We start from the raw sequence: 21,630 nt of genomic DNA on the forward strand, positions 1-21,630 counted from the left end.
TGAACTGACCCCAATTTATTGGACAGTTTAAATTAGTTAGGTAAAGACTGAGTTCGGTATTGAACTGGGCTCAGTCCTTTTAATTTTATCTTGATCCGTTCAGTATTGTAATACTTGATATATTCATGAAGCTCTTCTTCTAGTTCATCCAAATCTCTAAATTGCTTTGTATAAAAACATTCTGTTTTTAATATGCCAAAAAAATTCTCGATTACTGCATTATCTAAACAATTTCCTTTTCGTGACATACTTTGAATAATTCCTTGTTTCTTAAGGCTATTTTGATAATGGCTCATTTGGTATTGCCATCCTTGATCTGAATGCAGTATCAGCTCACCTCTCTGAGTCAATTTTGAAAAGGCTTGGGTAAGCATCTGCTCAATCATGTTGTAATGAGGACGTCTAGCTATCTGATAGGAAACAATTTCTTGATTAAATAAGTCAAGAATAGGCGAAAGATAAAGCTTTTCACCTTTTACCTTAAATTCGGTGACATCAGTAACCCATTTTTCGTTAGGCTTGCTGGCATTAAAATTTCTTTCGAGATGATTATCAGCAATTCGACCTAATTGGCCTTTATAAGAGCGATATTTTTTAGGTCTTACAATAGATTTTAGTCCCTGAACCTGCATTAACCGCTGTACTTTTTTATGGTTAATAACAACTTCATTTCGCAGTACAGCAGTGATCCTTCGATAACCATATCGACCTTTATGTTGATGATAAATCTCCTTTATTTTATCTTTTAATAATTTGTCTTTTGAATTATGACTATTTTTTTGGTGATAATAAAACGTACTTTTTGATAAAGAAAGCGCACGTAATAAAACCAAAACCGGATAAATCATTTTTAATTGATTAACGACAGCAACACGTTGTTTTACCGTCGTTTTGTTTCCTGCAATTCTTGTAACTTTTTTAAGCAAGCATTCTCAGCACGCAAATACTCAAGTTCCTTTAAAAGTTCTTTAACCGATTTATCTTTGTCATCCTTAGGTAATTCTTTTTTCTTTTTAGTCAATGTAGGTCTTCCTTTTTTCTTGGGGACTAGTGCTTTAATACCATGAATATCCATAATATTTTTCCATTCCAATATAGTGGTAAAGGCTGGAATATTAAAAAGAGCAGCTGTTTCTCTGGCAGAAAGCGAATGTTTTGTCATGTGAGACAATATATGCATTTTTAGCTCAAGAGAATAGATTACTTTGGATTTTCGAGGCTTAATTCCCTCAATACCATGCAATTGATAAGCGGAGCACCAGCAACGAACCTGAGAATCATTAATAGAAAAATGCTTAGCCGTCGATAGACGACTATTGCCTTTGAGATAAAAATTAATCACATTTAGTTTAAAATCAAGAGAATATTTAGCCATAGAAAAACACCCCAAAGTTGGTGTCCAACTTTTGGGGTGCAGTTCATATTGAGATGCTTTTTCTATATTCACACTTTTTACTTATTGAAAATTTCCTTTCGTCAGCCTGAAAAATTATCACATAACTCTTGGAGTTTGTTGATCATTCTAGCTATGTGGAAACCATCACATGTAGCATGGTGCACTTGAATGGATATCGGTAATAAAAACTTGCCACTTTGAAGGGTGTATTTTCCCATAGTGAAAATAGGAGGAAAATAATCTTTTACATTAGCTATATTTAAATTAAATCCATCAAAGCTTACCCATGGGATCATCGAAATGCAGAAATGATTTTCGGGAAAATTAGCTTTTGCGGATAGACTCAGATTATCTTTATATTTTTGATAATCTTGATTATATCCTTGTGAAAAAGAATGCCAATCTTCAAAGTACTCACTCCATAACTCAGAGAAAGTCTCCGTTTTAGGATGAAAAATAGTGTATGCCGGATTGATATAATCCCAAATAACTAATTCATTATCCTTGATCGCCATTCTAGACTCAGGGTAGCTATTAACTGTTTTTGCAATCAAATAGATCATTACCGGATAAAGCTTAAGATTATTTTTATCTAATACTATTTTTAAGACAGTAATATCTATTTTGGTGGTTAAGCTAAAGCCACACTGCACGTTGTGTCGATAATGTAAGAAATGCTCTTTTCTATTCCATTGTTCTAAATCGACTTTTTTATAATTCATATTTAAAGCCCTTCTTGTTAAGTAATAAATTTGTTTTTAACGAAGAAGGGCAAAACGGGTTGTCTGAATAGATAGCATCGTAACTCCTTATGTATTTTATATTTTAGTTAAATAAAGGAAAGTATTGAGAGAAGATTATCACATTAAATATCAAAATTTGAAGGTATTTTTGTGCTTTCATTAGATGATGACATAAGTGTATCATGATAAAAACTATAAAATTACTATTTAAAATGAAGGGATTTATTATGCAAGCTAAACTTGCTTATCAATGGAAACAACAAAGGCGTGGGAGACTTTCTTTTTTAGGACTGGAAATTGCGTGGACAATTTTATTTTCTATTGCAGAGAACTTAGCATATCGATGGTATATATCGCTTTATCCTGATAAAGTAGAGTTAATCACTGAAAGAGATTTTTACTACTTATTCTCTTTTACACCATATGGCTTAATAGAAATAATATTTTTAATAACACAAGTCTACATATTTACACTTATTTTATCTCAACGAATAAGAGATATAGGTATAAGCTACCCCGTTATCATTTCTCTTATTTTAACAGTTAGTCCTATTTTATTAACCCCATATTTATTATTTAATGCACCATCTATTTTAATGGTATTACTTTCTATTTTATTAATAACAGGGCTGATCGCTTTACTTGCACCATCAGTCTACAAAGTTGACATCAATAAAGACTCAAAAGAAAATAATAATGAAGTAAATGGTTAAACAGTATTTACTAATTTGAGACTCTTGAACAGAATGAATAAGATGGAAATGAGTATGATTCAACTTAGACTCGCTGAACCACAAGAAGCTAAACGATTGTGGTATTTACGCAATCAAGCACTGCGATTTGGTTGTAAGAATGTTTATCCATCTGAGATTTTAGCTGCTTGGACACCTGATGAAATGCCTGAAGGATATCGGCAGGCCATTATTGGTAATCCATTTTATGTGATTGATTATCAAGAATACAATATTCCTGTTGCTTCGGGTTTTTTAGATGTTAAAACTGGTTTTGCTGAAGCTATTTTCACATTACCCGAATACATGAGAAAGGGATTTGCAGGACTCATTTTAAAACAATTGAAACATGAAGCAATTAAGAGAGGGCAATCCAAGTTATTTTTAGATGCAACCCCTAATGCAGTATCATTTTATTTAAAGCAAGGCTTTAAAGTATTAGAAGGACGTGATTATTATTCTGATTTAGCGAAAGCAAATTTACATTGTTACCGCATGTGTATTGATTTAGAGTAGTTGTTTTTATTTTAATCATCTCAAAAGGATGATTTTTATAATAGACTAAGAATAAAAAAAGCTATTCTTAAAATGCGATATAAATTTATTGTTATCATTTTTTGAATTAGCTTTTATATTAATAACATAAAATAGCAATCCGCATGATGTTGCGATATTGTAAACTATCACAATATCTCTAGGATAAAGACTATGCAAAATGTGTTATTAACGTTATGGCCGTTATTTGCGTTAATTGGGCTCGGTGCAATTTTAAGAAAAAATAAAACATTTGAACCCGCATTTTGGGTAGGGGCTGAAAAGCTTAACTATTTTTTACTTTTTCCTGCCTTATTGCTCAATAGTTTAGCAAATGCACCTTTATCTGATCCTCAATTACCTCATCTTGCTGGAGCTATTTTTTCTGTAGTCATTATTGTCACTCTCTTGTGTATTATTTTGAAAAAAATAACAAGCTGGTCTGCTGGCCGCTTTGGTGCGATCGTTCAAGGCAATATTCGATTTAACACTTATTTAGGTTTAGCTATTGTTGCTGATTTATTTGGTGTTGAAGGATTAGGAATAGCCGCCTTGATATTAGCAACACTGGTTCCTCTATCAAATGTCACTTCAGTACTTTGTTTAACCGCAGGGCAAAATGTGACATTGCGTCAACTAATAGTACCTATCATAAAAAACCCTTTAATCATCTCTTGTATTATGGGGATCATAATAAATCTGTCAGGCGTTGGGCTTCCTTTTGGTAGCGATCAGTTTTTGAAGTTATTAGCCGCAACCAGTTTACCTTTGGGGCTTATTTGTATAGGTGCTGCATTACATCTTTCGACGCTAAAAGCTGAAAGTAAAATGATTGGAGTAAATACAGTTACTCGTTTGCTTATTGTGCCGATAGTAGCATATAGCGTTGCTTATTTTTTAGCTTTATCTCCATTAGTTATGATGCTTTTGGTTATATTTTTTTCGATACCAACGGCACCTACTTCTTATATTCTAACTAGACAATTAGGCGGGGATTCTGAACTTATGGCGGGAATCATTACTTCTCAAACGATATTTGCTTCGATTACATTACCTATTATTTTAAGTTTTTTATTACCATAGAAAAATTCTCGTTATTAAAAAAGTACCATTTTAAAATCAAATGGTATTTTTTTTATATCATAAATTTTATTTCTTGATATTTTAAATTTGATAAATTTAGACTTAGGTATAAAAATTATGGAAATCAATGGTGTCTCAATTCCCCGTTGCAGAATAGAGAAGATAAAAAATGCAGATGATCCATTAATGGCACGAACGTTATGGGAAAAAATAAAAAACTGGTTTGGTATTGGACAAGAAGTGACTGTTATTTTATTAATTAAAGATACTTTTTTTAATCTTGAAACAACTGCATTGGATAAAATAAAAGGATTTTGTCAATTAATGAATTTTTCATCTGATTTGTATAAAGAGAGATTTTTCATTGAAAAAAAAGAGGATAGGGTAACTTTTTCTATTCTTTTGAATGAAACTCACAATGATGAAAAAATAGAGTTTTCATATAATATTAATGAGGATGGATTTCAAGGGATAAAATTAATCGCGAACATAATCATAGCATTGAAAAAGAATGGGTTTAATGATTTACTTATTGATGCTATAAATAAATTTTTAAAAATCGATGTGAAAGATAACGAAAATGATAAAATTAAAAAAGAAATTATCATTGGATTAATAAAAGATAATATTGATAGATTCAAGGGTGAGAGTAATTTCAATAGAGATTATATATTAAAAAATAAATTGTATAAAGAATCCAAATTTGATTGTGATCTATTTCCATATAAATTAAAAAATCTGATTGAAAATGAAAAAAAAGAAATAGACAAATCAATACATAATAATCTGTTGGAAAAAATAGAACTTGAATTATTTAAAGATCTATCAAGGATGAACTTGAGTATTAATACTATTCCAATTGCTGACCTAGAAAATAAACCACAAGATTTAGATGAGATAAAATTCAAGGAGTTAGAATTCGAGAAATTAAAAAATGAATTTAAAAATTTGGATGGGAATGATAAAGAAATAATTTATTCCTTATTATATCAAAAAGGACTTCTTGAATTTAAATTATTTTTGATAGAGCAAGATCCATTTTCTGGATTAATTAATGTTCCTTATTCAGGAAAAACAACAATAAATGTTATCAAAGAGGATAGTAAAAATAAAATAAGAATTGAAATAGAAAATAAAAAATCATTACAGGATAAAAGTACTAATGATATAGAAAATATAAATAATTTAATAAATACAGAGTTAGCGTATGTTAATGAACAACACTATAATTTAGTCAATCTCGTTAGTGAGGAGCTTGTAGAAAAGCCTTTTTCATTGGATAAATATTCGAAGGTTACTGAATCTGACGATAGTCTTCCAGAGTTATTATCAGTCGGAGATAAAAGTACGTTAGAAGATCATACAAAATTAATTTTCGAATATGATTTTGAAAATAAAACACTTATTCTTGATAATAAAAGCAAATATGAATATGCGATCTTGAAATATTGACTATTGGGCTAAACAGAGCTTCTTGCTATCATGTAGATAAACCAATAATAAGCAAGAGGCTCTTTTATGTCACAACCTCATGATCCAGAAATTCAAAAAATTATTAATCAATTAAAACAACAATATCAAAATGCTGTTGATGCTTTACGCAATGCAATTATTGATTATGCCCAAGATGGAAAATTACCAGATATAAAACAAAGAGCTGAAGGTATATTTGCTTATCCTCAATTAACTGTACATTGGTATGGTGAAGTTAAAATAGAAGATAAAACACGCGCTTATGGTCGATTATCAAAATCAGGTCATTATTCTACCACGATTACTAATCCTGCCTTATTTGAGAATTACTTATCAGAACAACTTCAACTTATTGCTGATGCTTATCATGCTACTTTTGAAGTAACCGCTTCAAAACAAGAAATTCCTTATCCTTTTGTGATCGATGGAACAGGTATTGGTTTTGATAGAAAGATGAGTGCCTCTTTAGCAACATATTTTCCAACAACTGATTTATCTAAAATCGGTGATGAAATTACTGATGGTTTAATTTGTGATAGGGAAATGTTGCCACTTTCTCATTTTGATGCGTTACGTACTGATTTCTCATTAGCGCGTTTAAAACATTATACAGGTACATTACCTGAAGACGTTCAACCCTATATTTTATATACGAATTATAATCGTTATGTTGATGAATTTGTTCGTTGGGCTTGCGATCAAGTTGCGGATGAAAATAGTCCATATTGTGCACTTTCCTGTGCTGGGTTTCAGCGAATTACAGCAGAAACTGTTGATCCTGAAAAGTTAATATCTGATTTAACTTGGAAGAAATATCAAATGCCAGCCTATCATTTAATAGCTAAAGAAGGTCCCGGAATAACATTAGTTAATATTGGTGTTGGCCCTTCAAATGCTAAGACAATTTGTGATCACCTAGCTGTTTTACGTCCTCATGTTTGGTTAATGATTGGTCATTGTGGTGGATTACGTGAAAGCCAACAACTTGGTGATTATGTTTTGGCTCATGCTTATTTACGCGATGATCATATTTTAGATGACATTTTACCTCCTGATATTCCTATCCCTAATATTGCTGAAGTACAACGTGCACTTTATGATGCGACGAAAATGATCAGTGGTAAGCCGGGGCATGAAATAAAACAAAGATTAAGAACAGGAACTGTTGTTACAACGGATGATCGCAACTGGGAATTACGTTTTTCGGTTTCAGCAAGAAGATTTAACTTAAGTCGCGCTGTCGCTGTTGATATGGAAAGTGCCACAATTGCTGCACAAGGTTATCGTTTTCGGGTTCCTTATGGCACTTTATTGTGTGTATCAGATAAACCATTGCATGGTGAAATAAAATTACCAGGTCAGGCTAATCATTTTTATGAAGGGGCTGTATCCGAACACCTGCAAATTGGTATTCAAGCTATTGAATTACTTAAACAAGAAGAGAGTAATTTACACTCTCGTAAATTAAGAACATTTAATGAGCCACCGTTCAGATAAAGAGTAAGCAATAAAAATCCCTAATTATGAACGGAAACCGATAATTGGGGATTTTTAAGAAGTATTATCAAAATAGCTATTTTTGATAATACGATATTTGGAAATAAAATTTAAAAACGTAAATGTCTCGCCGCTTTTCTTAAACGATCATCTCCACGCCTATCATAACGTTGAGTCGTCATAATACTAGCATGTCCCATGGCATCTTTTACTGTGACAATATCTTCACCGTTATCAAGCATTGCAGAGGCAAATGTTCTTCTTAGATCATGAGGAGCAAATTTATCAATACAACTTTCTTGTTGTCGATTTTCCAAAATATAGTAAATGGCCTGATCGGTGATCCGTTCATCAGTGACATCATCGAATCGACGTATGCGAGTGAAAAGAGGGCCATCTTGCGTGCCTCTTATTTCATTAATCCATAATTGAAGGCGATCCCAAGTATCATCAGGCATATAAGACATTCGTTCTTTATTACCTTTACCTCTAACAAGAAAAGCTTGATCGCGAAATTGAATATGCTCGTAATTAAGTGCCACTATTTCTGAACGACGTAATCCACAACCTAATAACACACTTAATATTGCGGCATCTCTTAAGCCTTTCGATGAATTGTCTTTTTCACAACTTCTAAATAAAGCACGAATTTCATTGCTAGTGAGTGCTCGGCCTTTAGGTAATCGACTTCCTCTTACAGATTTAACTTGGCGGATATGCTGATAACTTTCAGTATCCATTTGTTTCATTGCCCAAGCTTCTAAAGCAACACCTTTTAATGCTGCAAGATAAGTATTGATAGTGGCAGGGGCTTTATTGGCATCAGATAACATATCAATAATAGCTTGAATATGATGGCGACGAAGAGCTCCCCATTGGCAATTTTTAAGAGAAGAAAAACCGATCATCTTAGCAACAATAGTGAGAAATGATCCCATTGTTTGACGACTACGTTTTGAACCTAAACTCATTAAATAAGCCATTGCTGGATTAGTATGAGCGGGCGAGGTGAATGTTGCATTCAAATCCAATAATGCTTGTTTTTCAGGCAAGACTAGCGATGTTTCAGGTGTTAAGTCCTGATCGTCGTGGTGAAATTCCACTGCTATTTCCTTATTAAATCAACATAACCATGACGAATATTCTAACAGATCCAAAAAAGAAAAAAGCTACTTTTTCAAAGGATCATTTTAATAAGTAGAGACGATCTTGTTTGTTTTATCGTCAGTAAGGTTGTTGTATGAGCTTTTTTAGTGCGAATAACAGTCAAATTAGATTAATGAAAAAATAGGGTAAATAGTGTTAAGAAAAAGAATAGGGAATAAGAAGGGATAAAAGGCGTTTAGATCGTTTTCGCACCCAAGATTTTCACCTTTTATCAACTTAAAAATAATGAAGATAACAGTAAAAATGGGTGCGAAATAATCAATGGTTAGTTAAATTAATCTTTATAAATTGCGACAACAGGTTTTCCATCATTACCAATTGTGCCACGATACATACCTTCAGAATTAAAACTCATTGTGTAGTTACCTGTTTTATCTAATACGATAACACCACCGCTACCATTGATCGCTTTAACTTCATCAAGTGCATTTTGAGCAGCTTCTTCTAAAGGTAAATTTTTATATTTAACTTGGGCTGCGATATTGAAGGCAGTTAATGTTCTGATAAACATTTCACCAGATCCTGTTGCAGATACAGCAACAGTTTCATTATCAGCATAATTACCTGCCCCAATAATTGGGGAATCACCAACTCGGCCATAACGCTTGTTTGTCATTCCTCCCGTAGAAGTTCCCGCAGCTAAGTTGCCATGTTGGTCAAGAGCAACTGCACCAACGGTGCCATATTTATAATCGTACATCATAGGATCAACAAAAAGAGCAGCCGTTTTACCATCATGGTCTAAAACGACTTGTTCTTTTTCTATTGCTTTTTGAAGCTGTAGCCAACGATGTTCAGTTCTAAAATAGGACGGATCAACAATAGTAAGCCCTTGTTCTTTAGCAAAAAGATCAGCACCAGTAGAAACCATCATAACATGTGGGCTTTTTTCCATCACAGCTATGGCGGCATTAATTGGATTTTTAACCGTAGTTACACCTGCAACAGCGCCAGCTTTACGGGTTTTACCATCCATAATAGAAGCATCAAGTTCATTACGACCATCATGGGTAAAAACGGCGCCTTTCCCCGCATTAAATAATGGTGAATCTTCCATGATATTAATCGATTTTTGAACCGCTTCTATACTGGTTCCTCCACTATTTAGAACAGCATATCCAGCATTTAGTGCTTCAGTTAGTTTTTCTTTATATTCTTTTTCTTGTTCTGGCGTGATGGTGTCTTTAGTGATTGTCCCAGCACCACCATGAATGACAAGGCGAATAGGAGGAGCGTTATTTGAAAAAACAGAGGTAGTAAATAGGGTGCAAAGTGTCATTGTGGCGAGTTTATACTTAATATTATTCATATATAACCCTTCTTTTTTAATTAAAATTAACGCGGTATTATCATATGGATTTTACGATCTTGATCTTAAACTCTAATTAATTACATCTATGTACTTTGATAACTAACTGCAATAATCACTATATAAAAAGTTTAAGACATAAGTGGTCTGAACACTTAATTTTCTTTTTAATTTATCGTGTGTTATAGCCTGCTTTTTTATCATTTTAAAATGATAATCAATACGTTGTGTTCTTTTTGTGTTTCTTGGTTTAATGAAGGGAATAAATATAAAATGTAGTTAATAATATTTTTTTAAAAAACAAAATAATATTGTTGTTTTTATTTTTTGTTTTTATTTTATATGATTAAATTTAAAAAAATAAAATTTACTCAATTGTACAATAAATAAATTTTTAATAATGTTAAATAGGGAAATAAATCTATTTTGTATTGAAATGTTTATCAAAAAGCTAAGTAATCTTTAATATTGATTTATCTTTGATAACGTTTTGTTATTGTTTCATCTGTATTTTAATGTAACTAAATTGGGTTTTCTATATACAATTTGTGTGTTTCCTCGAATAATCAAAAAGGGATAACGGATTCTGTGATAAAAGTACTACATTAATTTGAGTTAAAGCTCTATTATAATAACATAACATTTATAATTCATAAGGTTAGCATTTAATATTTTATTTTTTTATAGTGAGTTCGTTAGCTTTATCAACACAAATGAACTATTTTTAAATAGATATAAAATAAAAATTAATACGTCTCATTATTTAACTATTTTCTTACATACAGTGGATAAACATATTTTTGGTGTTCTTTTATGACTAAAGGAAGGTTAAATAATTTATATGAAAAATCAAAACAAGAGTCGTTTTTTTGTTTATAGCATTATTATTGTCGTGGTTGTTGCCGCGGGAATTTTTTGGTGGAAATCTCAAACACCAACACTCCCTTCAGGATTTGCTCAAAGTAATGGGAGAATAGAAGCAACAGAAATTGATATTTCAACGAAAAGTCCAGAAAGAATAGACTCTATTTTAGTTCAAGAAGGAGATTTTGTTAAAGCGGGGGACGTGTTGGCAAACATGGATACTCGAACACTAAAAGAACAACTTCATGAAGTTCAAGCCCAATTAAACCAAGCGAAAAGTAGTGTGGTCACTGCACAATCTGCATTATCACAGCGTAAAAGTGAACAACTTGCAGCCCAAGCCGTTGTTCGTCAACGTATTGCTGAGCTTGATGCTGCACAAAAAAGACTTAATCGTTCTCGTGCATTAGTAAAAACTAATGCTATTTCTATTCAACAATTAGATGATGATATAGCAAGAACAGAAGGAGCAAGGGCTGCAGTTGAAGCAGCTAAAGCTCAAGAAACCGCCACCATTGCAGCAATAGAATCGGCTAAAGCGGGGATCATTCAAGCTAACACAAAAGTAGATGCAGCAACAGCAACCGAAAGACGCATTTTGGCAGAATTGGATGACAGTATTTTAAAAGCACCGCGTAATGGTCGAGTTCAATACCGTGTCGCAGAGCCTGGTGAAGTTTTAGGTGCTGGCGGCCGTGTATTAAATATGGTTGATTTAAGTGATGTTTATATGACTTTCTTTTTACCAACAGAAGCTGCCGGTAAAGCGGCATTAGGAAGTGACGTTCACATTATTTTAGATGCAGCCCCTCATATTGTTATTCCTGCAAAAACAACCTACGTTGCTAGTGTCGCTCAATTTACACCGAAAACCGTTGAAACTGATAATGAACGATTAAAACTTATGTTCCGTGTAAGAGCGCGTATTTCACCTGAATTACTTGAAAAACACCTTGAATATGTAAAAACAGGTTTACCCGGTCGTGCTTATATTCGCTTAGATAACAACCAATCTTGGCCAACTGATTTAGAGGTGAAATTACCACAATGAGTCAAACAATGAGAACGAAAAGTCATTCTCATATCATTGAATTGACTCATGTATCCCAACATTATGGCGATACCAAAGCGCTTGATGATGTGACATTGGCTATTCCTGCTGGGAAAATGGTTGGGTTAATTGGCCCAGATGGCGTAGGGAAATCGAGCTTGATCTCGCTTATTTCTGGTGCGAGAGAAATCCAAACTGGGCAAGTAATTGTGTTAAACGGTGATATGAATAATGTTGAACACCGAAGAGCTGTCTGTCCTCGTATTGCCTATATGCCTCAAGGGTTAGGTAAAAACCTTTATCACACGCTTTCTGTTTTTGAAAATGTTGATTTTTTTGGCCGTTTATTTGGTCAATCAAAACAAGAGCGGGCAGAACGCATAAATGATTTACTTGAAAGTACTGGCTTAGCCCCATTCCGTGATAGACCGGCGGGTAAACTTTCTGGGGGAATGAAACAAAAATTGGGTTTATGTTGTGCACTTATTCATGATCCAGAATTACTTATTCTTGATGAACCGACTACTGGCGTTGACCCATTATCGCGAGCACAATTTTGGGAATTAATTAACCGTATACGTAAGCGTCAAAAAAATATGAGCGTGTTAGTTGCGACCGCTTATATGGAAGAAGCTGAGCGTTTTGACTGGTTGGTTGCGATGGATGCAGGAAAAATATTAGCAACAGGCCATGCTGATGAATTAAAAGCCCAAACACATACTGATGAACTAGAAGCTGCCTTTATCGAATTATTGCCAGAAGAGAAAAAGAAAGATCACCAAAAAGTGATTATCCCACCAAGAGATAAAAGTGATGATGATACCATCGCTATTGAAGCGCAAGATTTAACTATGCGTTTTGGGCAATTTGTTGCAGTAGACCACGTAAGCTTCCGTATCCCTAAAGGAGAAATTTTTGGGTTTTTAGGATCGAATGGTTGTGGTAAATCAACCACAATGAAAATGCTGACAGGTTTACTTGAAGCGAGCGAAGGGCGAGCTTGGTTATTTGGTCAAGAAGTTGATCCTAAAGATATTGAAACTCGTCGCCGTGTTGGCTATATGTCTCAAGCATTTTCACTTTATAGTGAATTGACTGTACGACAGAATCTTGAATTACACGCCAAGCTTTTTCATATTCCAGAAGAAGAAATTCCTCAACGTGTTAAGGAAATGAGTGAGCGTTTTAATTTAACTGATGTTGAAGAAATGATGCCCGATGGGTTGCCATTAGGTATTCGTCAGCGTTTGTCACTCGCAGTTGCTGTTATCCATAAACCTGAAATGCTGATATTGGATGAACCGACTTCAGGGGTTGACCCCATTGCGCGAGATATGTTTTGGAACTTGATGGTTGACCTATCTAGACGTGACGGTGTCACTATTTTTATCTCAACTCACTTTATGAATGAAGCGGCACGTTGTGACAGAATGTCACTAATGCATGCTGGTAAAGTATTAGTCACAGATACACCGGCAAATTTAGTTAAAAATAGCCAATTTGATACACTTGAAGAAGTCTTTATTGATTACCTTAAAAAGGCATCGGGTGAACAAGAAGCTTCTGAACTTAATGAAAAAAGCCTACAACTTCCTGTATCTAGTGATGAAAGTGCAGAAAAAGCGTTAAAACAGCGCTTTAGCCTACGACGTCTATTTAGTTATAGTATTCGTGAAGGTATGGAGTTACGCCGAGATCCTGTGCGTCTTACTTTAGCACTATTAGGTACGGTGATCCTGATGTTTATTATGGGTTACGGTATTAGTTTGGATGTTGAAAATTTACGCTTTGGTATTATGGATCGAGATCAAACAGGGTTAAGTCAGGCATATAGCCAAAACCTTTCTGGTTCTCGTTACTTTATTGAAAAAGCACCAATTACAGATTATGACCAACTTGAACGGAGACTCCGTAGTGGAGATATTACGGTTGCGATTGAAATTCCGCCTAATTTTGCTCGGGATATTGCCAAAGGTCATACTGTAAAAATAGGTGTTTGGATTGATGGCGCAATGCCTAATCGGGCTGAAACAGTTCGCGGTTATATTCAGGCAATGCATTTAACATGGATGCTTGATATGGCTATGCGCCAACCAACTAATGTGGTTGATAAATTATCACCCATTAATATAGAAACCCGCTATCGCTATAATCCTGATGTAAAAAGTTTACCTGCAATTGTACCTGCTGTTATTCCTCTTTTATTAATGATGATCCCCGCAATGTTAAGTGCGTTGAGCGTGGTTCGTGAAAAAGAGCTTGGTTCTATTATCAATCTTTATGTTACACCTGTCACTAAAGCAGAGTTTTTGTTAGGCAAGCAATTTCCTTATATCTTATTGGGTATGTTTAACTTCTTTATGCTCTGCGCGCTTTCTGTCTTTGTGTTTGGGGTGAGTTTTAAAGGAAGTATGTTAACGCTTTCTTTAGGTGCATTACTCTATATCACTATTGCTACAGGAATGGGATTACTTATTTCTTGCTTTATGAAAAGTCAGATTGCCGCTATTTTTGGTACTTCAATTATTACCTTAATTCCAGCAACACAATTTTCAGGAATGATTGACCCTGTTTCATCATTGGAAGGTATAGGTAAATGGATAGGGCATATTTATCCTACATCTCACTTTTTAACTATCACAAGAGGGACATTCTCTAAGGGATTAAACCTTTTTGATTTACCTTGGTCTTTTATTCCTATGCTTATCACTATTCCAATTGTTATTGGGTTGAGTATCTTTTTCTTGAAAAAGCAGGAGGCTTAAATGTGGCGCACAATTCAAAATGTGTTTAATTTAGGTGTAAAAGAACTGCGCAGTCTCTCTCGTGATAAAGCGATGCTGGCATTAATTGTATTTGCTTTTACTGTGTCAATTTACTCATCTGCGACTGTTACACCCGGTTCGTTACATCATGCGCCGATTGCCGTTGCTGATCAGGACAAATCTCAGCTATCCGCACGTATTGTAAATAGTTTTTATATGCCTTATTTCTTACCTCCAGCCGATATTACGCCTGAGCAAATTGATGGTTTGTTAGATAGAGGTACTTATACCTTTGCTCTTGATATCCCGCCTAATTTTCAGCGTGATCTTTTAGCGGGTCGAAAACCGGAAATACAAGTTAATATTGATGCAACGAGAATGAGCCAAGCTTTCTTAGGTAATAGCTATATTCAAAACATTGTAATGGGGGAAGCAAAAACCTTTTTAGCGAAAAATAGAACCAATGATCCACTGCCAGTTGATTTGGAAGTTAGGATGAGTTTTAACCCGAATCTGACACAATCTTGGTTTGGTTCTGTTATGGCAATTATCAATAATATCACCATGTTATCGATAGTATTAACAGGAGCTGCATTAATAAGAGAACGAGAGCATGGCACTATTGAGCACTTACTGGTTATGCCAGTTACTCCCTTTGAAATAATGCTCTCTAAGATATGGTCAATGGGATTGGTTGTATTATTGGCATCAGCTATGTCACTGGTATTAGTCGTGAAATCTTTACTTCATGTTCCTATTGAAGGCTCTGTTCTACTGTTTATGTGTGGTGTTGCTTTAAGCTTATTTGCAACAACCTCGATAGGTATTTTTTTAGGAACAATGGCTCGATCAATGCCTCAATTTGGATTATTGATGATTATGGTATTATTGCCATTAAATATGTTATCAGGAGGGATGACATCGCGGGAAAGTATGCCTCAGTTTGTTCAGGATGTTATGCAAACAATGCCAACTACACACTTTGTTAGCTTAGCTCAGGCTATTTTATATCGTGGTGCTGACTTCTCAATTGTGTGGCCTCAATTCATTATCTTAATTGTTATTGGCTCGGTGTTTTTTTTATTAGCTTTATTACGTTTTAGAAAAACCATTTCGGCTATGGCCTAATAAATTTAAATATTAATCGATAAATTAACCTATTTTCTTCTATTATTAAATAGAGAAGGGAATAGGTTTTTTATTAATTTAATTATCTAAGGTTGGTATTTTTTACTTAACGATGATATTTCAATAAATAATATTCACGAAGGTAAATAATCTATTTAAGGTAAGGCGTTAATTAGAATTAATTAATAAAGGATTTTATCCATTACTTGAATGACATGGTTTATATATTTTTATTGATTGAGTTAAATTTATTTTTAATAAGGCTAATTTTATGAGAATAATGAAAATATTAAAAAAAGTAATAAGAGAAAGGAAATTTAATAAGGAAGAAAAAATTGGCATAGATATAATGGATGTGAAACCCATTAGAGATAAATTATAATTTGTTATTTGGGCATCAACGTTTTTTAGATAATAATACTGGTTTAACAATAGGTAGAAGTAAATCGCATTTTATTTTTAATCCTGATGGTGTTTTATCAAATAATAGATATACAGTCGGATATATATGCTAAGAGACTGCCTGAACAAAGCATAGACTATTTTTAGGAAAAGTCACTGAAACATAAGGAAATAATTGCGAAACCTTGCCTTGCGTTAGATTTATTACATTTCCCTTTGAAAAGTCATATACATCCGCACTATAAAAGATAAGATTTTCTTATTGGTTTTTGATTTATTAGTTTCTGGCAAGGGCGGAAACTAATCGAGAGAAAACACATTAAGTCACTCATTCTGTTTTTTTATCATTGCTATAATTTAAGAGGCTAAATATGTCATCTACACTTAAGCTTAATGATGGTTTATCTGATATCGGTTCGATAATACATTATGGTATCAGTCAGATCCCAGTGATTGGAGGTGTACTAAGCACCATTTTTGGCCTTTTATGGCCAACAGATAAGGAAGATATATGGAGTACAATTAAACAGGAAGTGCAAAGCCTTATTAATGAAGATATTCAAGAGGACGACTGGAATCGCCTTGTGGCTGCAGTAAGCGAGCTTCAGGATAAAGTATCATTTATCAATGACCAGTTAATTAATGCCCAGTATGATACTGCGGGCCCTGAACTGATGACAGTGGTTGTAGATATAATTGGAATTGAAGAAAACTTCAAAATAGAAGGGACTAATTTCAAATATGCATTTGCTCCACTTTTTGTCGCCGCTGTGAATTTAAAAATTGCCTTATATCTTGAAGGGATTAAATACTCTAATGATTTAGGGTTAAGTCAAGATCAAGTTAATCAATTAAAGTCATTGCTTCAAAAAGATGTTCAAAGCTCCAAGAGTTATTTATCTCCGATAAATTCGGCAATAGGCAATACTTATCTTAACAACATACAGACCTACTTTAGTGTTAAGTTATATTATGAAACAAGCGTGTCTTTATTTAATGAACTATGGTCAGGGGATTATGAAGACTATAATGCTCCTGCACCGCTGGAAAATTACTACGTTCCAGTCATGGCAGCTGGATCTTTCTATAAGCTTATAAGCCTAGACGGGCAAAATTTCTCAGTGCCTATGGCATTTGCTGAAGTAGCTGATAACTCAATGATGCCTTCTACAAACATCCTGGGATCTTTATATCAGGAGCCAACATCTTATCCAGATGGCTATATTAATTTTATCGATGTTTATACAGACCTGTCAGTGTCACATCGAACTACTGGGTTAATGTTTACCTGTAGTGGATCTGATGAACAATATGAAATGGGTATGACGCCAAATAACAATGACTCATTCAATGTTGGACAAAACACTATGAGTATTAATGTTGAGGGTGGTGAGTTCATTAATCAGGTGTCTGTGAGAGCGGACTCTTTTGTTTCACAAATTGAGTTCACCACTAATCTTAATAATACAATGGTAGCAGGTCAGCATCCTGATGATGACCCTATACAAGAAGTCACTTTAGTCAGCCCATTTTCAATTAACTCCATGTATGTGGTCTCTGATGTTGCAGGATATATACAATCATCTGGCCATCAAATGTGTGGGATAGCGATTTCAGCAATATATAATAATGAACTTGCGATGCAATATGTCAGCAGTCTATATAAAAACAGTTAAGGAGGTGCGTTATGTCGACTAATTATGTTATTCAACCTTTGGAAACAGTTACAGTATGGGACGATGCTGAGCCTATCATTCCAACAGTTACTAAAAGTGTCATTGTGACTAATAATGGTGAAACGAAATTAGAAGTTGTGAATTACTGGGCACCACCGTCACATGTTTTTTATCCCGATACCACATATTGGGTTGAACCCAATGACACGATTATCGTTCAAGCACCCGAACGATCATTTTACTACTACAGAGTTAATGTAACTAACTCGGATGATACCAAGGTGGGTGCGGCTATCGTTGAAATTGTAGATTAGCATTTACTTGATGATCAGGAGATTCAATTACCTTTTTTGAATCTCCTGCCATGAGTAGTGGCAAGAGTTGATAAGTGTACTCAAATGTCACTTGTGGTGGGATTTTGAGTTTAGTTAAGGCATAAATCGATAGCCAATCCCCGTTTCTGTCATTAAATGCACCGGACATGCGGGATCGGTTTCTAGTTTTTGGCGTAAATGTCCCATATAAATGCGCAAATAGTGACTATGTTCAACGAAATTAGGCCCCCAAACATGTTGCATTAAATGCCGTTGAGTAAGTACTTTACCACTGTTATTAACTAATTCACTTAGTAAACGAAATTCTGTCGGCGTTAAATGAACGGGTTCATTTTGACGAGTAACAATACGATTAACCCAATCAATCGTAATATCACCAAAAGTAAATTGTGTACTTTGTGTTTCTTGTTTAACAAAACGGCGTAGTGATGCTCTGATTCTGGCGAGTAGTTCACTAATACCAAAAGGTTTCGTCAGATAATCATCCGCTCCTGCATCAAGTGCTTTCACTTTATCTTGCTCTGAATCTCGTGCTGAAAGTACGATAATGGGGGTACTACTCCATTGGCGAAAATCTTGAATAAAACAGAGACCATCTTTGTCTGGCAAACCAAGATCAAGAATAACTAAATCAGGTTTTCTTGATGCGGCTTCAATTAATCCTCGTTGGCATTCATTGGCTTCATAAACACGAAATCCTTCGCTCTCTAAAGCGAGTCGAACAAAGCGTAGAATCTCTTTCTCATCTTCAATAATTAAAATGTTATATGGAGTCACTGTTTTATTTCAATCTCATCAATATCAGGGAGTGATTTTAAAGGTAAAACAAAGTGGAAGCTTGCTCCACCTTTTTTATTGTTTTCAGCCCAAATTTCACCTTCATGTAAGTGAATAATGGCGCTACATATGGCTAAACCTAATCCAACACCAGGAATTGCGGATTCTTTTACTGCACGTGAAAATTTATTAAAAATAAGTTGTAGTTGGTCGGTTGGGATCCCATGACCCTCATCCCATACTTCAACATGAATTTTAGCGACATCAATATAGGCTTTTACTCCGATTTTTGTGTTTGATGTCGTATATTTCACTGCATTTTCAAGTAAGTTCGTGATAACTCGTTCAATTAAATTACCATCGCAATAAAGCAATAAATCAGCAGAAATATCAATTTGTAATGGATGTTTATCAAGTAAATAAGAGAGAGAACGAATGGCACTTCCCGTTATTTCTTGTAGCGAATTCCATTGTAAATTCACTTGAATGCCACCGGATTGAATACGTGCCATATCCAGTAAATTATTGACTAACCGTGAGGTTGTCAGGATCTGCTGTCGAATTTGGTTAACTTGCGCTGTATGGGATGAACCTTCAGCACTTAAATCGAGAAGCAAAATCTCTGATTGACCAAAAAGCACAGTAAGCGGTGTTTTTAAATCATGAGAAAGTGCGGCTAATAATGCATTTCTTAATTGCTCTCTTTCGATATTAATTCGAGATTGTTCTGCAATTTCAGCCTGTTGTAATCGCTCAAGGGCATTAGCAATTAAACCATTAAAAGTTTGCAATAGCTGCTGTTGCTCCGGGATAAGCAGTTGACGAAGATTATTCGGTTCAATCGCTAAAATAGCTAAAACTTGTTGAGAGGCGGTAATCGGATGTAATTGGTAAGGCACACTTGGTAGAGTATCTGTGCCTGCACCAGCAATTTGATCTTTATCACAACACCAGCGTGCAATGGCATTATCAATAGGTAAAAGCCCCATGCCTTGTGCATGAAAAGGTGTTAATTCACCTTGTTTGTTGGGCAGTAATAAACACACTTTGGCATCAAAGGCACTTGATAAAAAATGATAACTAGTGCGAACAATTTCTTGTAACGTTACCGCTCGACCCAGTTCTCTCGTCATTTCAAATAAGTGGCGAGTGCGCTGTTCTCGATAACGGGCGACGCGGGTTTGATAACGCATACCCGCAGTTAAATTACCAACCACTAATCCGACAATAAGCATCACTGTAAAAGTGACCAAATACTGCATATCGAGTACAGCGAGCGAAAAGTGAGGCTGTACAAAAAACAGGTCAAAACTAATAACATTAATTAATGCCGCAAAAATAGAAGGGCGACGACCAAAAAAGAGTGCAATTAATACAACACCCAATAAATAGAGTGTGACTAAATTGGCTTTATCAAGTGCTAATAGAAATGTGCGAGAGAATAAGGTGATCGCTAAACATAATCCAATCGCTGTAAAATAACCTTTTATCTCTTGTCGCCATTTATCATTTTGTAGTGGTGCTGTTTTGGTTTTATAACGTATGTCCTCATCATTGAGGGCGACACTGATAACATGGAGATCAGGTGCATAACGCGCTAATTTTTCTGCAAAACGCATCCGTATCCAGCGTTTTAACCATTGCCATTTTTGGTAAGCGCGTTGACCAATAACCACTTTTCCAAGATTATGCTCTCTGGCGTAACGGATCACGGCCTTTTCAGCTTGGTTATCAGAAAGGATCGCCGTTCTCGCTCCTAGATGTTGTGCTAATTTTAGAGAGTGTAAGATAGCTCGGCGTTTATGCTCGCCAATTTGATGAAGCTTAGGCGTTTCAACATAAATAGCATGCCATTGGCAACCAAAGGCGGCAGCATAACGCGCTGCCGTGCGAACTAATTTGTCGTTACCGCCATGAGCGCCGAGACAAACCATCAGACTATCTGTGGTGTGCCAAACAGGAGCCGTTCCTTGGCTATCTCGAAACTCTTTAACTTGTGTATCAACTCTATCTGCCATACGGCGTAAGGCTAATTCTCGTAGTGCGATTAAATTACCTTTACGAAAAAAGTGTTCAATCGCACGTTCTGCTTGTCCAGCTAGATAGACTTTGCCTTCATGTAAACGTTGTTGTAGATCATCAGGTGGTAAATCCACCATAACCACTTCATCAGCACTATCGAAAATATAGTCAGGGATCGTTTCTTGGACTCGAATTCCTGTAATACTCCCGACGATATCATTAAGACTTTCAATGTGTTGTACATTTATTGTGGCAAGGACATCAATACCTGCATCCAATAGTTCTTCCACATCTTGCCAGCGCTTAGGATGTCGGCATTTATGAGGATTACTAAATGCCAGTTCATCCATTAAGATCACCGCCGGATGCCTAGCTAATGCGGCATCTAAATCAAACGCGACAAGCTTTCTACCGTGATGGTGAATACGTTGTAGTGGCAATAAAGGTAATCCGTGCAGTAATGCAGCCGTTTCTTGCCTTTGGTGCGTTTCAACAACACCAGCAAGGACATCAATACCTTGCTGGTGGAGGCGTTGAGCTTCTTGTAACATGGCGTAAGTTTTCCCTACACCTGCACAGGCACCAAAAAATATTTTTAAACGCCCACGAGTTGTTGTTCGCGTTGAAGCGAGTAAATCATCAGGAGAAGGGCGTTGCCATTGCTGATCGAGTTCCAT

The 21,630-nt window shown here is 35.1% G+C and carries 16 protein-coding genes; 10 read left to right on the forward strand and 6 right to left on the reverse strand.

Features of this window, described 5'->3' with window-relative positions:
- Nucleotides 1-32 precede the first annotated feature (32 nt).
- Together GWI59_RS00725 and catA are read right to left on the reverse strand one after the other, a co-directional pair.
- A protein-coding gene (locus tag GWI59_RS00725; protein ID WP_442958892.1) for an IS3 family transposase occupies nucleotides 33-1,375 on the reverse strand; the annotation gives its coding sequence in 2 pieces (ribosomal slippage) (nucleotides 33-925 and nucleotides 925-1,375; 1,344 coding nt in all).
- Nucleotides 1,376-1,476: 101 nt separating this feature from the next.
- Entirely contained in the window at nucleotides 1,477-2,118 is a 642-nt protein-coding gene (gene catA / locus GWI59_RS00730; RefSeq protein ID WP_006536734.1) for a type A chloramphenicol O-acetyltransferase, read from the reverse strand.
- A gap of 248 nt (nucleotides 2,119-2,366) precedes the next feature.
- On the opposite strand from catA, the gene GWI59_RS00735 reads away from it, so the two are divergent.
- From GWI59_RS00735 to GWI59_RS00755, 5 genes are all read left to right on the forward strand, one after another.
- On the forward strand, nucleotides 2,367-2,852 hold the full coding sequence (locus GWI59_RS00735; protein ID WP_237585194.1) for a hypothetical protein: 486 nt from the start codon (nucleotides 2,367-2,369) through the stop codon (nucleotides 2,850-2,852).
- A gap of 48 nt (nucleotides 2,853-2,900) precedes the next feature.
- Complete coding sequence (locus GWI59_RS00740) at nucleotides 2,901-3,386, forward strand: GNAT family N-acetyltransferase (protein WP_109400627.1); 486 nt, start codon at nucleotides 2,901-2,903, stop codon at nucleotides 3,384-3,386.
- Nucleotides 3,387-3,578: 192 nt separating this feature from the next.
- On the forward strand, nucleotides 3,579-4,487 hold the full coding sequence (locus tag GWI59_RS00745) for an AEC family transporter (RefSeq protein WP_161707084.1): 909 nt from the start codon (nucleotides 3,579-3,581) through the stop codon (nucleotides 4,485-4,487).
- Nucleotides 4,488-4,604: 117 nt separating this feature from the next.
- Complete coding sequence (locus tag GWI59_RS00750) at nucleotides 4,605-5,939, forward strand: hypothetical protein (protein ID WP_161723774.1); 1,335 nt, start codon at nucleotides 4,605-4,607, stop codon at nucleotides 5,937-5,939.
- Between the two features lie 66 nt (nucleotides 5,940-6,005).
- Nucleotides 6,006-7,457 (forward strand): AMP nucleosidase, encoded by a 1,452-nt coding sequence (locus tag GWI59_RS00755; RefSeq protein WP_161723776.1) that lies wholly within the window; start codon nucleotides 6,006-6,008, stop codon nucleotides 7,455-7,457.
- 110 nt (nucleotides 7,458-7,567) lie between these two features.
- On the opposite strand, the gene GWI59_RS00760 is transcribed toward GWI59_RS00755, so the two are convergent.
- Complete coding sequence (locus GWI59_RS00760) at nucleotides 7,568-8,560, reverse strand: tyrosine-type recombinase/integrase (protein ID WP_109848489.1); 993 nt, start codon at nucleotides 8,558-8,560, stop codon at nucleotides 7,568-7,570.
- A gap of 338 nt (nucleotides 8,561-8,898) precedes the next feature.
- Entirely contained in the window at nucleotides 8,899-9,933 is a 1,035-nt protein-coding gene (locus GWI59_RS00765) for an isoaspartyl peptidase/L-asparaginase family protein (protein ID WP_115065363.1), read from the reverse strand.
- A gap of 841 nt (nucleotides 9,934-10,774) precedes the next feature.
- Between GWI59_RS00765 and GWI59_RS00770 the strand changes: the two genes are divergently transcribed.
- From GWI59_RS00770 to GWI59_RS00790, 5 genes are all read left to right on the forward strand, one after another.
- The gene (locus tag GWI59_RS00770) at nucleotides 10,775-11,848 is read left to right on the forward strand and encodes an HlyD family secretion protein (protein ID WP_161723778.1); all 1,074 of its coding nucleotides are present in this window, start codon (nucleotides 10,775-10,777) and stop codon (nucleotides 11,846-11,848) included.
- Between the two features lie 8 nt (nucleotides 11,849-11,856).
- A complete protein-coding gene (rbbA, locus tag GWI59_RS00775) occupies nucleotides 11,857-14,613 on the forward strand; it encodes a ribosome-associated ATPase/putative transporter RbbA (RefSeq protein WP_202608811.1) in 2,757 nt (918 codons plus the stop codon).
- On the forward strand, nucleotides 14,614-15,741 hold the full coding sequence (locus GWI59_RS00780) for an ABC transporter permease (protein WP_072063967.1): 1,128 nt from the start codon (nucleotides 14,614-14,616) through the stop codon (nucleotides 15,739-15,741). It begins immediately after the preceding gene.
- A 773-nt stretch (nucleotides 15,742-16,514) separates the two neighbouring features.
- Nucleotides 16,515-17,819 carry an insecticidal delta-endotoxin Cry8Ea1 family protein gene (locus GWI59_RS00785; protein WP_006536751.1) on the forward strand — a complete coding sequence of 435 codons (1,305 nt, stop codon included), beginning with the start codon at nucleotides 16,515-16,517 and terminating at the stop codon, nucleotides 17,817-17,819.
- A gap of 11 nt (nucleotides 17,820-17,830) precedes the next feature.
- Nucleotides 17,831-18,133, forward strand: coding sequence for a hypothetical protein (locus GWI59_RS00790; RefSeq protein ID WP_006536752.1), 303 nt, complete (start codon nucleotides 17,831-17,833; stop codon nucleotides 18,131-18,133).
- 114 nt (nucleotides 18,134-18,247) lie between these two features.
- Here GWI59_RS00790 and kdpE read toward each other — a convergent pair whose 3' ends face one another.
- Nucleotides 18,248-18,931, reverse strand: coding sequence for a two-component system response regulator KdpE (kdpE, locus tag GWI59_RS00795; protein WP_161669237.1), 684 nt, complete (start codon nucleotides 18,929-18,931; stop codon nucleotides 18,248-18,250).
- On the reverse strand, nucleotides 18,928-21,630 hold the full coding sequence (kdpD, locus tag GWI59_RS00800) for a two-component system sensor histidine kinase KdpD (RefSeq protein WP_161723780.1): 2,703 nt from the start codon (nucleotides 21,628-21,630) through the stop codon (nucleotides 18,928-18,930). The genes kdpE and kdpD overlap by 4 nt, the downstream gene beginning before the upstream one ends.

Source organism: Proteus sp. G2673, from assembly GCF_009915125.1.
Classification (GTDB): domain Bacteria; phylum Pseudomonadota; class Gammaproteobacteria; order Enterobacterales; family Enterobacteriaceae; genus Proteus; species Proteus penneri.

Bases quoted from the DNA above. Each gene is read 5' to 3' on its own strand.
- catA (WP_006536734.1), bottom strand. From the start codon at position 2,118: ATGAATTATAAAAAAGTCGATTTAGAACAATGGAATAGAAAAGAGCAT.
- GWI59_RS00735 (WP_237585194.1), top strand. From the start codon at position 2,367: ATGCAAGCTAAACTTGCTTATCAATGGAAACAACAAAGGCGTGGGAGA.
- GWI59_RS00740 (WP_109400627.1), top strand. From the start codon at position 2,901: ATGAGTATGATTCAACTTAGACTCGCTGAACCACAAGAAGCTAAACGA.
- GWI59_RS00745 (WP_161707084.1), top strand. From the start codon at position 3,579: ATGCAAAATGTGTTATTAACGTTATGGCCGTTATTTGCGTTAATTGGG.
- GWI59_RS00750 (WP_161723774.1), top strand. From the start codon at position 4,605: ATGGAAATCAATGGTGTCTCAATTCCCCGTTGCAGAATAGAGAAGATA.
- GWI59_RS00755 (WP_161723776.1), top strand. From the start codon at position 6,006: ATGTCACAACCTCATGATCCAGAAATTCAAAAAATTATTAATCAATTA.
- GWI59_RS00765 (WP_115065363.1), bottom strand. From the start codon at position 9,933: ATGAATAATATTAAGTATAAACTCGCCACAATGACACTTTGCACCCTA.
- GWI59_RS00770 (WP_161723778.1), top strand. From the start codon at position 10,775: ATGAAAAATCAAAACAAGAGTCGTTTTTTTGTTTATAGCATTATTATT.
- rbbA (WP_202608811.1), top strand. From the start codon at position 11,857: ATGAGAACGAAAAGTCATTCTCATATCATTGAATTGACTCATGTATCC.
- GWI59_RS00780 (WP_072063967.1), top strand. From the start codon at position 14,614: ATGTGGCGCACAATTCAAAATGTGTTTAATTTAGGTGTAAAAGAACTG.
- GWI59_RS00785 (WP_006536751.1), top strand. From the start codon at position 16,515: ATGTCATCTACACTTAAGCTTAATGATGGTTTATCTGATATCGGTTCG.
- GWI59_RS00790 (WP_006536752.1), top strand. From the start codon at position 17,831: ATGTCGACTAATTATGTTATTCAACCTTTGGAAACAGTTACAGTATGG.
- kdpD (WP_161723780.1), bottom strand. From the start codon at position 21,630: ATGGAACTCGATCAGCAATGGCAACGCCCTTCTCCTGATGATTTACTC.